Source organism: Mycobacterium sp. RTGN6 (genome assembly GCF_033804605.1).
In the GTDB taxonomy this organism is placed as follows: domain Bacteria; phylum Actinomycetota; class Actinomycetes; order Mycobacteriales; family Mycobacteriaceae; genus Mycobacterium.
Genome location: NZ_JAPZKZ010000003.1, coordinates 544358 through 559377, shown reverse-complemented (window position 1 = coordinate 559377; position 15020 = coordinate 544358). Strand labels below are relative to the sequence as shown.

The 15020-nt window shown below is 66.6% G+C and carries 14 protein-coding genes and 2 pseudogenes; 5 read left to right on the top strand and 11 right to left on the bottom strand.

What is annotated here, in order from left to right; translation table 11 throughout:
* Positions 1-3 precede the first annotated feature (3 nt).
* On the bottom strand, positions 4-1167 hold the full coding sequence (gene sucC, locus SLQ33_RS10665; RefSeq protein ID WP_319453784.1) for an ADP-forming succinate--CoA ligase subunit beta: 1164 nt from the start codon (positions 1165-1167) through the stop codon (positions 4-6).
* Between the two features lie 310 nt (positions 1168-1477).
* Here sucC and SLQ33_RS10660 point away from each other — a divergent pair, with 310 nt between their 5' ends.
* Together SLQ33_RS10660 and SLQ33_RS10655 are read left to right on the top strand one after the other, a co-directional pair.
* Positions 1478-2488 (top strand): M23 family metallopeptidase, encoded by a 1011-nt coding sequence (locus SLQ33_RS10660; protein ID WP_319453783.1) that lies wholly within the window; start codon positions 1478-1480, stop codon positions 2486-2488.
* A gap of 31 nt (positions 2489-2519) precedes the next feature.
* The gene (locus SLQ33_RS10655) at positions 2520-3086 is read left to right on the top strand and encodes a hypothetical protein (protein ID WP_319453782.1); all 567 of its coding nucleotides are present in this window, start codon (positions 2520-2522) and stop codon (positions 3084-3086) included.
* Positions 3087-3089: 3 nt separating this feature from the next.
* On the opposite strand, the gene pcrA is transcribed toward SLQ33_RS10655, so the two are convergent.
* Positions 3090-5402, bottom strand: coding sequence for a DNA helicase PcrA (gene pcrA, locus SLQ33_RS10650; RefSeq protein WP_319453781.1), 2313 nt, complete (start codon positions 5400-5402; stop codon positions 3090-3092).
* Positions 5403-5624: 222 nt separating this feature from the next.
* Between pcrA and SLQ33_RS10645 the strand changes: the two are divergent.
* Positions 5625-5903 (top strand): annotated as a pseudogene (locus SLQ33_RS10645) (chorismate mutase); the annotation flags it as partial.
* A gap of 9 nt (positions 5904-5912) precedes the next feature.
* Here the strand turns inward: SLQ33_RS10645 and modA are convergent.
* The 3 genes from modA to SLQ33_RS10630 form a co-directional block, all read right to left on the bottom strand.
* On the bottom strand, positions 5913-6689 hold the full coding sequence (gene modA / locus SLQ33_RS10640; RefSeq protein ID WP_319453780.1) for a molybdate ABC transporter substrate-binding protein: 777 nt from the start codon (positions 6687-6689) through the stop codon (positions 5913-5915).
* Positions 6686-7093, bottom strand: coding sequence for a helix-turn-helix transcriptional regulator (locus SLQ33_RS10635; RefSeq protein WP_319453779.1), 408 nt, complete (start codon positions 7091-7093; stop codon positions 6686-6688). The genes modA and SLQ33_RS10635 overlap by 4 nt, the downstream gene beginning before the upstream one ends.
* A gap of 146 nt (positions 7094-7239) precedes the next feature.
* Positions 7240-8688, bottom strand: a complete 1449-nt coding sequence (locus SLQ33_RS10630; protein WP_319453778.1) for an NAD-dependent succinate-semialdehyde dehydrogenase — start codon at positions 8686-8688, stop codon at positions 7240-7242.
* Positions 8689-8737: 49 nt separating this feature from the next.
* On the opposite strand from SLQ33_RS10630, the gene pgi reads away from it, so the two are divergent.
* Positions 8738-10405 (top strand): glucose-6-phosphate isomerase, encoded by a 1668-nt coding sequence (pgi, locus tag SLQ33_RS10625; protein WP_319453777.1) that lies wholly within the window; start codon positions 8738-8740, stop codon positions 10403-10405.
* 59 nt (positions 10406-10464) lie between these two features.
* Here pgi and SLQ33_RS10620 read toward each other — a convergent pair whose 3' ends face one another.
* Both SLQ33_RS10620 and SLQ33_RS10615 read right to left on the bottom strand, forming a co-directional pair.
* On the bottom strand, positions 10465-11826 hold the full coding sequence (locus SLQ33_RS10620; protein ID WP_319453776.1) for a cytochrome P450: 1362 nt from the start codon (positions 11824-11826) through the stop codon (positions 10465-10467).
* 60 nt (positions 11827-11886) lie between these two features.
* Positions 11887-12636: an SDR family oxidoreductase gene (locus SLQ33_RS10615; RefSeq protein WP_319453775.1), complete on the bottom strand. Its 750-nt coding sequence runs from the start codon at positions 12634-12636 to the stop codon at positions 11887-11889.
* Between the two features lie 83 nt (positions 12637-12719).
* Here SLQ33_RS10615 and SLQ33_RS10610 point away from each other — a divergent pair, with 83 nt between their 5' ends.
* On the top strand, positions 12720-13271 hold the full coding sequence (locus tag SLQ33_RS10610; RefSeq protein WP_319453774.1) for a chorismate mutase: 552 nt from the start codon (positions 12720-12722) through the stop codon (positions 13269-13271).
* On the opposite strand, the gene SLQ33_RS10605 is transcribed toward SLQ33_RS10610, so the two are convergent.
* From SLQ33_RS10605 to SLQ33_RS10590, 4 genes and pseudogenes are all read right to left on the bottom strand, one after another.
* Entirely contained in the window at positions 13264-13737 is a 474-nt protein-coding gene (locus tag SLQ33_RS10605) for a zinc finger domain-containing protein (RefSeq protein WP_319453841.1), read from the bottom strand. The two genes, SLQ33_RS10610 and SLQ33_RS10605, sit on opposite strands and share 8 nt — an antisense overlap.
* A 147-nt stretch (positions 13738-13884) precedes the next feature.
* Positions 13885-14127 (bottom strand): annotated as a pseudogene (locus SLQ33_RS10600) (DNA-formamidopyrimidine glycosylase family protein); the annotation flags it as partial.
* Positions 14128-14152: 25 nt separating this feature from the next.
* On the bottom strand, positions 14153-14428 hold the full coding sequence (locus tag SLQ33_RS10595; protein WP_319453773.1) for a hypothetical protein: 276 nt from the start codon (positions 14426-14428) through the stop codon (positions 14153-14155).
* Between the two features lie 87 nt (positions 14429-14515).
* Positions 14516-14917 carry a phage holin family protein gene (locus SLQ33_RS10590; RefSeq protein WP_319453772.1) on the bottom strand — a complete coding sequence of 134 codons (402 nt, stop codon included), beginning with the start codon at positions 14915-14917 and terminating at the stop codon, positions 14516-14518.
* Positions 14918-15020: the final 103 nt, after the last annotated feature.

Genomic DNA, 15020 nt, shown 5'->3' with positions numbered 1-15020 from the left:
CCCTTACTTGTTGGCCAGCTCGGCGGCCTTGTCGGCCCCGGCGTCCATGGTGTCGGCCTGGATCACCAGGGGGTGGTTGGCCTCGGCGAGGATGCGACGACCCTCTTCGACGTTGTTGCCGTCGAGCCGGACGACGAGCGGCTTGTTCGCGTCGGCGCCGAGCTTCTTCAGCGCACCGACGATGCCGTTGGCCACCGCGTCACAGGCGGTGATGCCGCCGAAGACGTTGACGAACACGCTCTTCACCTGGCTGTCGCCGAGGATGACGTCCAGACCCGCGGCCATCACCTCGGCCGAGGCGCCACCGCCGATGTCGAGGAAGTTGGCGGGCTTCACGCCGCCGTGCTTCTCGCCGGCGTAGGCGACCACGTCGAGCGTCGACATGACGAGCCCCGCGCCGTTGCCGATGATGCCGACCGCGCCGTCGAGCTTGACGTAGTTGAGGTCGTTCTCCTTGGCCTTGAGCTCGAGCGGATCGGTGGCGTCCTTGTCCTCGAACTCCTCGTGACCGGGCTGGCGGAAGTCGGCGTTGCCGTCGAGCGTGACCTTGCCGTCGAGCGCCAGGATCTGATCGTCGGGCGTGCGCACCAACGGGTTGACCTCCACCAGGGTGGCGTCCTCGCCGACGAAGACCTCCCACAGCTTCTGGATGGTGACAGCGGCGGCGTCGAGCACCTCGGCGGGCAGGTGGCCCTGCTCGGCGATCGAACGCGCGAAGGCCAGGTCGACACCCTTGACGGCGTCCACGGGCACCTTGGCGAGCCGCTCGGGCTTGGTGGCGGCGACCTCTTCGATCTCCATGCCGCCCTCGACGGAGCACATCGCGAGATACGTGCGGTTGGAGCGGTCGAGCAGGAAGGAGATGTAGTACTCCTCCGCGATGTCACTGGCCTCGGCGACCAGCAACTTCTTCACGACGTGGCCCTTGATGTCGAGGCCGAGGATGTTCGTGGCGTGCGTGAAGGCGTCCTCGGGCGTGGCAGCAAACTTCACGCCGCCGGCCTTTCCGCGTCCACCCACCTTGACCTGCGCCTTGACCATCACGGGCTTGCCGATTTCCTCGGCGATCGCCTTGGCGTCCTCCGCGGTGTCGGTCACCCGGCCCGGCGTGGTTGGGACGTTGTGCTTGGCGAACAGTTCCTTCGCCTGGTATTCGAAGAGATCCATTGGCTCACTGTCTGTCTGCGTTGACTCTTTGACTGACTGCTTGAGGGTTTCGGGGAATTGCGCCTCTACCGGCTCGTGGGAACTTTATCCACACCCGCCGAGGCTGCCCCAACCGCCTACCACTCATGTGGGACATCTCACCCGCGGATCGTAGTGATACAGATCACAATCACTGACGGAATTACTGCACGGGTTGCCACCAACATTGGATTTTGGTTAACGTGCCTGTGGTCTCGATAACGTTAAGGTCACGGCGAGAAGGATATTTCGGTTGGCAGCGCACAGTTCGTCAAGGTCCCCCAGGGGTGCCATGCCGAGCGCTTACGACGCCACAATCACCGACATAATCCCGTTCAACGAGTTCGGCGACCTCGATGACCTGGACTTTTCCAACTCCTCCGCGTTCGACCGCGAATCGCGCGTCATCCGCGCCCCCGAGCTAGACGACCTCCACGACACCGACGACCTGGTGCCGTTCCGACTGGCCGTGCCGTCGGAGTTCCAGGCCCGCACCGGTGACGAGCCGAAGCCGCGCGCCTACCGCGCCAGCCACACCGACATCAGTGACGGCATGGCCGCCACCGACATCATCGACATCAGGGGCCGCAGCGGCGGCTCACATCGCAAGCTCGACGGCGGCCACGTCAAGGGCCGCCTCGTCGCAGCCGCGATGGCCGTCGGCGCTACCGCTGCCGCGGGCTACTCGATGGCCAACGCCCCCAGCGCTCCGGCCGACGACACCATGGTCGCGGCGGGACCCAACGCCTTCGTCGAGGGCTCGGCGATCACCGGCTCCGTCGACGGCATGCAGATCGTGTCCATCGCCCCGGTCGCCAGTGCGGCCACCCACAACGAGGAGTTCGCCAACGGCGCCGCCTTCGCAGCAGAACGCGCCGAGCGCGAGGCCCGGCTACAGCGGCCCCTGTTCGTGATGCCCACACGGGGCGTCTGGACGTCCGGCTTCGGCTACCGGTGGGGCGTCCTGCACGGCGGCATCGACATCGCCAACTCCATCGGCACGCCGATCGTGGCGGCCGCCGACGGCGTCGTCATCGACGCCGGTCCCACGGCGGGCTACGGCGCCTGGGTCAAGCTCAAGCACGCCGACGGCACCGTGACGCTCTACGGGCACGTGAACACCTGGCTGGTCAGCAAGGGGCAGCGCGTGATGGCTGGCGATCAGATTGCCACCATCGGCAACCGCGGCAACTCGACCGGACCGCACCTGCACTTCGAGGTGCTGCTCAGCGGCACCGACCGCGTCGACCCCGTGCCGTGGCTGGCACAGCGGGGCCTGACACCGGGCAAGTACGTCGGCTGACCGCCCCTACCGGGCTGGCTAGGCTGGATTGGTGACATCCGGCGGACCTCCCGACCGAACCAACATCATCCGGCGCTTCCCCACCGGCTCGTTCCCCGCGCTGCCCGAACCGTCGAACGACGAAGCCGCCACGACGTTCGTCCCAGCACCGGTGCCCGCCGACGAATCCGCCACCGGTTACCTGCCGCGCGCCACACCCGTTGCGGTCGGCGCAGCGGGACGACCCGTCCGACCCAGCCCGCGGGCGGCCTCGGCCACCGCCGCGGTCAGCATCCTCAGCGGATGGGCCACGGCCGTCATCGCGACGTCGCTGGTCGCCGGATGGTGGCGAACGGACGGATTGTTCTGCGTGGCAATCGGTTTCCTCACCACCGTGTCGGCCGCGGCGACCATCGGCGGCCTGATCGCACTGCTGCTGCGGCGCCGCATTGGTCGGCTGCTCGTCGTGGTCGGCGCCATCGTCGCGCTGATGATCTTCGCCGGACTGTTCGTCGCGGGCGCCAGCCTGCCGCCGACCGTCTACGCCATCCCCGTGCTGCCCGTCGCGAGCATCGTGCTCGCGCTGCTGCCCGCCACCGGCCGCTGGTGCCGGCACTGAGCCCTAGAGCTTCTGCACCGGCGCGTGGTTGTGCATCAGTTTCACTCGGCCGGCGCTGCCGAAGTCGATGAGCGACATCGCCGACTCGCCGACCCCGGACACCTCCTCGACCCGGCCGAGCCCGTACTTGTCGTGAGTGACGCGGTCGCCGGGCTCCAGCGTGATCATCGGTCGGTTGCGCGCCGCCGTCGTGCGTGCCGGCGACGGGCGAGGGGTACCGAACCGGCCCGCCCCGCTGACCGGCGCGCTGAGCCCCGAGGCGGGCGCTTCCGTGCGACGCCAGTCGATGAGTTCCTGCGGGATCTCCCGCAGGAACCGGGATTCCGGGTTGAGCATCGGCTGGCCCCACGACGACCGGACCTTGGCCCGGCTCAGGTACAGGCGCTGCCTGGCCCGAGTGATGCCGACGTAGGCGAGTCGCCGTTCCTCGGACAGTTCGGTCGGATCGCCGAGCGCGCGCATGTGGGGGAACATGCCGTCCTCCCAGCCGGTCACGAAGACCACCGGGAACTCGAGCCCCTTGGCGGTGTGCAACGTCATCATCGTGACGACGCCCGCGCCGTGCTCGGGCAGTTCATCGGCGTCGGCGACCAGCGACACCCGCTCTAGGAACGCGGCAAGCGCACCAGTGTCGGGGATGTCCTCGTCGAGCACCTCGTCAGACTCTTCACGCAAGGCCGCAGCGTTGGCCAGGTCGATGCTGAATTCGTGTGCGACGCTGACCAATTCGTTGAGGTTGTCGAGCCGCGCCAAGTCCTGTGGGTCGCTTGAGGATTCGAGCTCGCGCCGGTATCCGGTACGGTCCAGCACGGCCTCGACGAGGTCGCCGAGTTCGTCGCCGAGCTTGCCCCGCAGCTCGTCGAGCAGCTGGACGAACGAGGCGATCATCTTCTCCGAGCGCGTGTTCAGCATCGGCACCCTGCCCTCGGCCGCGGCCTGCAAGGCGTCGTTGAAGCTGGCGCCGGTGTTCTCGGCGTACACCGCGACGCAGGCCTCGGCCCGGTCGCCGATGCCACGCCGTGGCGTGTTCAGGATGCGCCGCATGCTCACCGCGTCGCCCGGGTTGTCGAGCACGCGCAGGTAGGCGACGATGTCGCGAATCTCCTTGCGCTCGTAGAACCTAACGCCGCCGACGACCTTGTAGGGGATGCCCGCCCGGATGAACACCTCTTCGACTGCGCGCGAGGAGTTGTTGGTGCGGTAGAAGACGGCGACGTCGTTGTAGGTGATCTCGCCGCGGTCACTCAGCGCGTCGATCTCCCCGGCGACGAAACGCGCCTCGTCGTGCTCGTTGTCGGCGACGTAGCCGACGATGAGCTCGCCCTCCCCCGCGTCGGTCCACAGCCGCTTCTCGCGGCGTCCGGAGTTGCGGGCGATGACGGCGTTGGCGGCCGAGAGGATGTTCTGCGTGGAACGGTAATTCTGTTCCAGCAGAATCGTTCTCGCGTTGGGGTAGTCGCGTTCGAAGTCCTCGATGTTGCGGATGGTGGCCCCGCGGAATGCATAGATCGACTGGTCGGCGTCGCCAACGACGCACAGCTCCGCGGGCGGGACGTCACCGTCTTCGAGGTCGTGGCCGACCAGTTCGCGCACCAGCATGTACTGGGCGTGGTTGGTGTCCTGATACTCGTCGACCAGGATGTGCCGGAAGCGGCGCCGGTAGTACTGCGCGATCTGCGGGAAGGCCTGCAGCACGGCGACGGTCTCGCCGATGAGGTCGTCGAAGTCCAACGCGTTGGCAGCCCGCAGCCTGCGCTGGTACTCCCCGTACACCTGGGCGACGATGCGGGCGAGGTCGTCGGTGCCCTCGGTCAGCTCGGCGGTGGCGCGCTCGGGGTCGATCAGCTCGTTCTTGAGGTTGGAGATCGAGTTGGAAAGCAGCCGCGGCGAGTACCGCTTGGTGTCCAGTCCGAGGTCCTTGCCGATCATCATCAGCAGGCGCCGGGAGTCGTCGGCGTCGTAGATCGAGAAGTTGGAGTTGAGCCCGGGCAGCAGCGAGGCCTGGTTGCGCAGGATCCGCACGCACGTCGAGTGGAACGTCGACACCCACATCGACTTGGCGCGCGGGCCGATCAACCCGACGACGCGCTCGCGCATCTCGGCGGCGGCCTTGTTGGTGAACGTGATGGCCAGGACCTGGCCGACGCCGACGTCACGGGCGGCCAGCAGGTAGGCGATGCGGCGGGTGAGCACGGCGGTCTTGCCCGACCCTGCGCCTGCGACGATCAGCAGCGGCGAGCCCTCGTGGAGCACAGCCTGACGCTGCTGATCATTGAGGCTGTCAAGGAGCTCATCGGTTTCGGTGGCGATCGACATATCGTGTCGAACTTACCGCCGCATGGCGACACCTTTGCGCCGACGCGGCTAGTGGTGGCACACTCAATCCGTGCTCAATCAGCAGGGACGATTTTTCTACGGATACCGGCCAGCGGTATCCGGGGTCTAACTGCTTTCACTTCAGCCCCGCGGTCCGCATCCGGATCCGGGGCTCGTTTCTTGTGTGAGGCCGGAACCGGATGAAACCGCAGGGCCCTACACGACAAGGAGCCCACCGTGAGCGTGGAAACTGAACCCATGGCAGACATCGACGACCTTCGCCTCGAGATCGACCAGCTCGACGCCACGATCCTCGCCGCGGTCAAGCGCCGCACCGAGGTGTCGCAGGCCATCGGCAAGGTCCGGATGGCGTCCGGCGGCACCCGCCTGGTGCACAGCCGCGAGATGAAGGTCATCGAGCGCTACAGCGAGCTTGGCCCCGACGGCAAGGACCTTGCGATGCTGCTGCTGCGCATGGGCCGCGGCCGGCTCGGGCACTAGCCCCGCACGTTAGGGCTTGCCGAACCCGGCCTGATCGAGCACCTTCTGGCCGGCCTCACCGGTGACGTACTCGACGAACTTCTTCGCAACTTCGGCGTTCGCGGAGTCCTTCAGCGACGAGATCGGGTACGTGTTGACGGCGTCCTTCGACTCCGGGAACTCGACGCCGGTGACCTTGTCGCCCGCGCCGGCGACATCGGTCACGTAGACCACGCCTGCGTCGGCCTCACCGGTCGTCACCTTGTTGAGCACGTCAGTCACCGACGTCTCCTCGCTGACCGGCTTCAGTTCGACGCCCGTCGCCTTCTCGACCTTCTCGGTAGCCGACCCACACGGCACCTGCGGCGCACACACGACGACGTTGAGTCCGTCCTTGGTGAGCTCTTGAAACGACTTGATGCCCTTGGGGTTTCCTGGCGCCACGGCGATGGTCAGGGTGTTCGTCGCGAAGTTCACCGGGTCGCCCGCGAGCAGTCCGGCGTCCTTGGCCTTGTCCATGTTCTTGGTGTCGGCCGAGGCAAAGACGTCGGCCTTTGCGCCCTGGGTCAGCTGGGTGACCAGATCCGACGAGCCCGCGAACGAGAACTCCACCGACGAGCCGGGGTTGTCGGTCTTGAACTGCTCGCCGAGCTGTGTGAACGACTGCTTGAGCGACGCAGCCGCGAACACCACGAGGTTCGTCGGCGCGGCGGTGCTCGACGACGACGTCTTCGTCGACGAGCCGCAGCCGCTAAGCAGTGCCACGGACAGCAGGGCCGCGAAGACCAGCCCGACAACGCGTTTCATGAATTTCCTCCAGGGGTTTCGACGATGACGGTGGTGGCCTTGACCACGGCGACGGCGACGCTGCCGGGTTCGAGCTTGAGTTCGCGCACGGCGTCCGTGCTCATCAGCGATACGACGGTGAACGGTCCACACTGCATTTCGACCTGGGCCATCACCTTGTCGGTGGTCACCTTGGTGACGAGGCCGGCGAACCGGTTGCGGGCCGAACTGCCGACGCCGACGGGGTCCTGCGGGACACGCCCGGAGTTCGCGCTGACGTAGGCAGCCAGTTCCTCACCGGCGATGACCTTGCGGCCTGATTCGTCGGTGGTGATCGACAGGTTTCCGTCGTCGATCCAGCGGCGGACGGTGTCGTCGCTGACGCCGAGCAGCTCGGCGGCTTCCCTGATCCGGATCGTCGGCACCGACGGATCGTATCCGCAAAATCGGAAAGAAGCGTTCAGTATCTCCGCAGATGCGGAGCAGGGCTGGCGAGGTCAGCGCCGAAGGTACGGTTGTTGACACCCCCACCTGGGGTTTTGCGTCAACAACCGTACCTTCGGCGAGCGCGCTAGTTCGTCAACGCGATGTACTTGGTGTCGAGGTACTCCTCGATGCCCTCCGAGCCGCCTTCGCGACCGAAGCCCGACTCCTTGACGCCGCCGAACGGCGCAGCGGGATCGGAGATCACGCCGCGGTTGATGCCCACCATGCCCGCCTCGAGCGCCTCCGCGACGCGCAGCGAGCGGTCCAGCGATTTGGTGTAGATGTAGGCCGCCAGGCCGTACACGGTGTCGTTGGCCGCGGCGATCCCCTCTTCCTCGGTTTCGAAGCCGGCGATCGGCGCAACGGGCCCGAAGACCTCCTCCTTGAGGATGCGCGCGTCGGCGGGCACGTCGGCCAGCACGGTGGCGGGATAGAAGTTGCCCGGACCACCCGGCGCCACCCCGCCGACCGCGAGCGTCGCGCCGCGGGACACCGCGTCCGACACCAGATCCTGAACCGTCGCGACCTGCTTGGAGTTGATCAGCGGCCCGAGCGTCGACGACGCGTCGAGCCCGTTGCCCAGCGTGAACTCGCTCATCCGCTTGACGAGCTTCTCGGTGAACTCCTCGCGCACCGAGTTCGCGACGTGGAAGCGGTTGGCCGCGGTGCACGCCTCGCCGCCGTTGCGCATCTTGGCCAGGATCGCGCCGTCGACCGCAGCATCGACGTCGGCGTCGTCGAACACGATGAACGGTGCATTGCCGCCGAGCTCCAGCGACTGCCGCAGCAGCGCGTCGGAGGCCTGCTTCGCCAGCGCCTTGCCCACGCCCGTCGACCCGGTGAACGTCATCTTGCGGATGCGACCGTCGTCGATCAGCGCGGTGGTGACGTCACGGGGCTTGGTGGTCGGCAGCACCGACAGCACGCCCTTGGGCAGGCCCGCTTCGTCCATCAGCTTGGCCAGCAGCAGCATCGTCAGCGGCGTCTCCTGGGCGGGCTTGACGATCATCGTGCAACCGGCCGCCATGGCCGGGCCAATCTTGCGGGTGCCCATGGCCAGCGGGAAGTTCCACGGCGTGATCGCGTAACAGGGGCCGACGGGCGACTTGGTGACGATGATGCGGCCCGTGCCCGCCGGGCTTGGCGTGTAGCGGCCGCCGATGCGCACCGCCTCCTCGGCGAACCAGCGGAAGAACTCCGAGCCGTACTTCACCTCGCCCTTGCTCTCGGCGAGCACCTTGCCCATTTCGAGCGTCATCAGTGCGGCGATCTCGTCGGTGTTGGCGGTGATCGCCTCGAACACCGAGCGCAGGATCTCGCCGCGCTCGCGGGGCGCCGTGGCGGCCCATTCGGCCTGCACCGCGCACGCGGCGTCGAGCGCGGCGATGGCGTCCTCGGCTCCTGCGTCGGCGACGCTGATCAGCACTTCGTCATTCGCCGGATTGAGCACGTCGAACGTCGACGAGCCAGCTCGCTCCTCACCGCCGATCCAGATGCCGGTAGGAACGGATGACAGCAGCTTTGCAGTGTCCATGCATCCATCATTTACACCCTCGAAAGGCGCCGCGCATTAGGGTCGCAATATGGCCTCCGAACAAGTTCAACTCCCCGACATCTCAGCTACTCCGGAGTGGAACGCGTTGGTGCGGCACCACGATCAGATCGGCGCCAAACACCTGCGCGAGTTCTTCGCCGAGGACCCCGCCCGGGGCCGCGAACTGACCCTGACCGTCGGTGACCTGTACGTGGACTACAGCAAGCACCGCATCACCCGGGAGACCCTCAAACTGCTGGTCGACCTGGCAAAGGCCGCCGATCTGGAAGGCCGGCGCGACGCGATGTTCTCCGGCGTGCACATCAACACCTCGGAGGACCGGGCGGTGCTGCACACCGCGCTGCGGCTGCCGCGCAGCGCCGAGTTGGTGGTCGACGGGCAGGACGTGGTGGCCGACGTGCACGCGGTGCTCGACTCGATGGGTGCGTTCACCGACCGGCTGCGCAACGGTGAGTGGACGGGCGCGACGGGTGAGCGCATCAAGACCGTCGTCAACATCGGCATCGGCGGCTCGGACCTCGGCCCGGTGATGGCGTACCAGGCGCTGCGGCACTACGCCGACGCTGGCATCTCGGCGCGGTTCGTGTCCAACGTCGACCCGGCGGACCTGGTCGCCACGTTGGCCGACCTCGAGCCCGCCACAACGCTTTTCATCGTCGCATCCAAGACGTTCTCGACGTTGGAGACGCTGACCAACGCCACCGCCGCGCGGCGGTGGCTGACCGACGTGCTCGGTGACGCCGCGGTGTCCAAGCACTTCGTCGCGGTGTCCACCAACAAGAAGCTCGTCGACGACTTCGGCATGAACACCGACAACATGTTCGGCTTCTGGGACTGGGTCGGCGGCCGGTACTCGGTGGACTCGGCCATCGGCCTGTCGGTGATGGCGGTGATCGGCAAGGAGCGCTTCGCCGAGTTCCTGGCCGGCTTCCACGTCGTCGACGAACACTTCCGCACCGCTCCGCTGGAGGCGAATGTTCCTGCGCTGCTTGGCCTCATCGGACTCTGGTACAACGACTTCTTCGACGCTCAGGCGCGGGCAGTGCTCCCGTACTCCAACGACTTGGCCCGCTTTGCCGCCTACCTCCAGCAGTTGACGATGGAGTCCAACGGCAAGTCAGTGCGCGCCGACGGTAGCCCGGTGACCACCGAGACCGGCGAAATCTATTGGGGTGAACCGGGAACCAACGGTCAGCACGCGTTCTATCAGCTGCTGCATCAAGGCACCCGGCTGATCCCGGCGGACTTCATCGGGTTCTCCCAGCCCACCGACGATCTGCCGACGGCCGATGGCACCGGCAGCATGCACGACCTGTTGATGAGCAACTTCTTCGCCCAGACGCAGGTGCTGGCGTTCGGTAAGACGGCGGCCGAGATCGCCGCAGAGGGCACCCCCGCCAACGTCGTCCCGCACAAGGTGATGCCCGGAAACCGGCCCACCACTTCGATTCTCGCGACCAAGCTCACGCCGTCTGTGGTGGGCCAGTTGATCGCGCTCTACGAACATCAGGTGTTCACCGAGGGCGTCATCTGGGGCATCGACTCGTTCGACCAGTGGGGCGTCGAGCTCGGCAAGACTCAGGCCAAGGCGCTGCTGCCGGTGCTGATCAACGATGTGGCTCCGCCCGAACAATCCGACTCCTCGACCGACGCATTGGTGCGCCACTACCGCGTCGAGCGGGGCCGCGCAGGCTAGTGATTTCGGCGCGCTTACGGACGGTGAGCGGGCGAAAGCGCGCCGAAATCGCAAGGGGGCTAGTCGATGACTGCGGCGGCCTTGTGGACGGTGATGGGGGCGGCGAGGTCCTGTTCGTCGCAGATGCGCTGCAGCTTCTCCAGGGTGGCGTCCAGTCCGGGACCGAGCCGCGGACCCGGGGTGAACGTCGCCGGCAAATGTTGCATGCCCTGGATGACGCCGATCGTCTGGTAGTGCACGGCACCATCGGGATCGCAGTGGAAGTCGGGCATCCGGTCGAGCACGGCGGTGAGCATTGACTTGAAGACCGTCCGGGCGACGTTGGACCCGATGCACCGGTGAATGCCGAGCCCAAAGCTGAAGTGGCGGTTGCCCGTCCGGTCCAGCACGACCTCGTCGGGATTCGCGAAGAGCTCGGGGTCGCGGTTCGCCATCGCCCACGACAACCAGAGTCGCTCGCCCTCCTTGAGCACCACGCCGTCGACTTCAACGTCCTCGGCGATGGTGCGACCGTCGCCGGGCGCAGGCGTGAAGTAGCGCAGGAACTCCTCGGTCGCCGGGTTGAGCAGCATGTCGCGTTCGCGGCTGAGCCGCTCGCGTTCGTCGGGGTGCTGCGAGAGCCACTCCAACGAATGCGCCGTCAGCGCGGTGGTGGTGTCGAAGCCGCCGCCGATGAGCAACATCAGCATGCCCAAGATCTCGCTGTCGGGCGCGGGCTCGCCGTCGATTCGGCACCGGACCAGCGCGTCGATCAGCCCGTGCCGCGGGGTATCCCGGATCTCGGCGACGTGGCTCATCATGCCCATGGCCGACGCGATCGCCAGGTCGGCGACTCGGCGGTAGTCCGGAGAGTCGGCTGGCGTGTACACCGACGCGTGGGCGGGTTCGCAGTAGATCTCCCAGTCGCGCAACGGCACCCCCAGCAGGCCGAGGGTGAGCACCGCGGGGACGATGTTGGCCAGGTCGTCGACGAAGTCGATCCGACCGCTCTCGATCTTCTCGTCGAGGCACGCCTTGACGATCTCGTCGACGACGGGAACCCACCGCTGGACCGCGGCGGGCGACAGGTACGCGTTCAGCGGCGTCCGGTACTCGTGGTGCTCGGGGTCGTCCATTTCGAGCATGCCGCCGCGAAACTGAGTGCTGACCTCTCCGCGCGGAATGGTGATGCCGACGTAGCCCTTGCGCGCGCCGTCGATGTCGTTGTCATTGGAGACATGTGGGCACCGCGCGAGCTCGAAGACCTCCTTGTTGCCGGCCGCCACCCAGTGCCCGCCGTAGGTGTCCGTCCACGCGAGCGGACAGCGTTCGTGCATCTCCGAGGCGATCTCGGCGAACCGGTCCCGGTACTGCGGGGTGTGGCGGTCGAAGTGGTAGCCGTGGTCCTCGCGCCGCTCGTCCACATCCGTTCGATCCGACATGGTTCGAGGATAGGAAGGCCCGGGCCGTCGAGTAGACAGTTCCGAAAGATTGCCTACAGGTCAGGCGAAGCGTTTGGTGAAGCGCGGCGGCAGCACCTTCATCAGTTCGACGAGCGGCCACCACGGCCACCCGGGCACGACGGCGCGGCCCTTCTCCTTCTCGATGGCGTCGACCATGGCCTTGACGCCGGTTTCGTTGTCGACCATCAACAACGTCGACGCGGACTTGGCCGTCATCTCGGACTCGATGTAGCCGGGTTCGAGCACCGTGATCTTGATGGGCCCCGACGGGTACTCGGCGCGCAGCGACTCGCCCAGTGACGTCACGCCGGCCTTGCTCGCGGCGTAGGCGGCCTTGACGCCGGGCACGCCCTTGTTGCCGAGCACCGAGGACACCAGCACCAGGTGGCCTCCGCCCGCTTTCTTGAACATCTCCAACGACGTCTCGATCTGAACAAGTGCCGCAACGAGATTCGTCTCGATGGTCGCCTTGTTGGCCCACGGCTTCCCGCCGCCGAGCGGGTGGCCCTTGCCGATGCCGGCGTTGACGATGACGCAGTCGATCCCGCCGAGTACGTCGGAGAGTTCTCCGAACACCTTCGGGATCTGCTCGTGGTCGTTGACGTCGAGGGCGGCGACGGCCACGGTGATGTTGGGATGACGCGCGGTGAGTTCGGCCTTCAACTCGTCGAGGTTGTCGATGCGACGCGCACACAGCGCGAGGTCGCGGCCCTTGGCGGCGAACTGGCGCGCCATGCCCGCACCGAGTCCCGAGCTCGCACCGGTGATGAGGATCTTCTGCCGAGTCATTCGAGCAGGATAACCGGACTCGACAGCTGTCAAGAAACGCGCTGCGCCACGCGCCTGCGGGTATGAGACGAAGATCGGAGGTCGTGAGGCTCATCAATGTCCTGGCCGTCGCCGCCGTGCTGACCGCCGCGCCTGCCGCCCACGCCGACCCACCGGAACCGCTCTATGTGCTCGTCGATACCGCAGCGCAGCGGCTGGCCACGGCAGACGCGGTCGCGGCATACAAGTGGGTCGAGGGTGGCCCGATCACGGACACTGCGAGAGCGAACCAAGTGTTGGACAGCGTGGGCTCAGACGCGGCCGCGCACGGCATCGACCCCGACTACGTCCGTGCGATCTTCGAGAACCAGATCGGCGCGACCGAGGCCATCGAGTACACGCGCTTCGGCCAGTGGAAGTTCGACCCAAAGCTCGCTCCGACCGCCGCCCCGGACCTGTCCGAGTCGCGCGCGGCGATCGACGGCTTCAACAAGCTGATGGTGGACGAGATTGCGCTGCAACGGGATGCGCTACACGGGCCGTCGTGCACAGTCGAACTGGACGAGGCGACGGAGGCGGTCGCCGCGGCACGCCAGCTCGACGGGCTCTACCGGCAGGCGCTGACGTCGGCCACCCGTTCGTACTGCACTACTTGAGCAGCTTGCTCATCCGCCGGTCGGCCAGCACCTTGCCGCCGGTCTGGCACGTCGCGCAGTACTGAAAGGACTTGTCGGCGAACGACACCTCGCGCACGGTGTCACCGCAGACCGGGCACGGCAGCCCGGTGCGAGCATGTACGCGGAGGCCGGAACGCTTCTCGCCCTTGAGCGTGGCCGCCCCTTGGCCGACGGAGCGCGTCACCGCGTCGGTGAGCACCGAGATCATCGCGTCGTGCAGGTCGGCGAGTTGGGCGTCGGTCAGCTTGCCCGCCGTTGCGAACGGCGAGAGCTTCGCGACATGGAGGATCTCGTCGCTGTACGCGTTGCCGATGCCGGCGATCACCTTCTGGTCGGTGATGACGTTCTTGATCCGGGCGGTGTTTCCCTTCAAGGCAGCGGCAAGCCCGTCGGGGTCCAACGTCAGCGCGTCCGGGCCGAGCGCGGCTATCTGCGGGACCTTCATCGGGTCGTCGACCAACCAGACCGCAAGCCGCTTCTGCGTGCCGGCCTCGGTGAGGTCGAAACCCGGTGCCTCACCGGGTGTTCCGAGGTGGACCCGCAGCGCGATTGGCCCCTTGCCGGGCTTCAACGGCGCTGCGGCCAACTTCTCGGACCAGCGCAGCCAGCCTGCCCGCGATAGGTGGGTGATGAGGTGCAGTTCACCGACTTGCAGGCCAAGGTACTTGGCCCAGCGGTTGGCGCCGGTGACGGCCTGGCCGTACAACGCGGTGGTCGGCGGGTCGAACGTCTTGAGCACCGAAAAGGCCGAGACGTCGACCCGCCCGACGGTGAGTCCGACGGCGTGGCGACGGAGATGGTCGGCCAACGCCTCCACCTCGGGTAGTTCGGGCATGCCATCCAGTGTGCCCGAGTGAGCACTACGCCGGGTGGGTGGAGTAATACTCGCCGTCGGCGTAGTAGTCGACGTAGCCGTTGCCCTCGTTGTCCTTGTACTTGCACGTCGAGAACCGAGTGCCTTGCTTGTTGACGCTCGAGTACGAACCGCCAGCCGATTTGCACTCGCTCTTGATGGTCGATTCCTTGATCGGCTCGGCGTCGGCCTGGGCCGCGGTGCCCAGCAGCGCGGCGAGCGCGACGGCGGCTCCGACGATGATCGAGACGAGGTGGTTGCGGCGCGTGTCGTAGGAATTCATGGTCACTCCTCCGGTTGGTCGCGACACCCGGTGTGCCGCGTTCACCGTTAGGAGCGGCCAGTCAGCCGCAACCGGACACTTTTCGCGCTAGGAGCTGACTCGGTCGGCATCCGGCAACACCAGCGACAGCAGCCAGCTGACGATCGACAGCACGATCGCGGCCCAGATCGCCGTCCACCAGAAGTCGTCGATGAACAACCCCCAGTGGGTGGTGTGCTCGGTGATCCACGACGTGATCCACAACATCAGCGCGTTGATGACGATGTGGATGAGCCCCAGCGTGAGGATGTAGAGCGGTATCGAGATGAACTGAACGATCGGCTTGATGAACGCGTTCACCACGCCGAAGATCAGCGCGACGACGAAGATGATGCCGATCCGCTTGATCAGATTGTCTTCACCGCCGACGATGTCGACGCCCGGCACGAGGATCGTGACCAGCCACAACGCGATGCCGGTGAACCCGGCGCGAATCAGAAATTGCCCCATGCGGCAGATCCTTCCACAGCGCTCCCAGCACGAGCGGAGGTTCGATCTCCGTTCGTGCTAGCGTGGGCCACAAAACGGAGAGTCGATCTCCGTTACGAGGAGG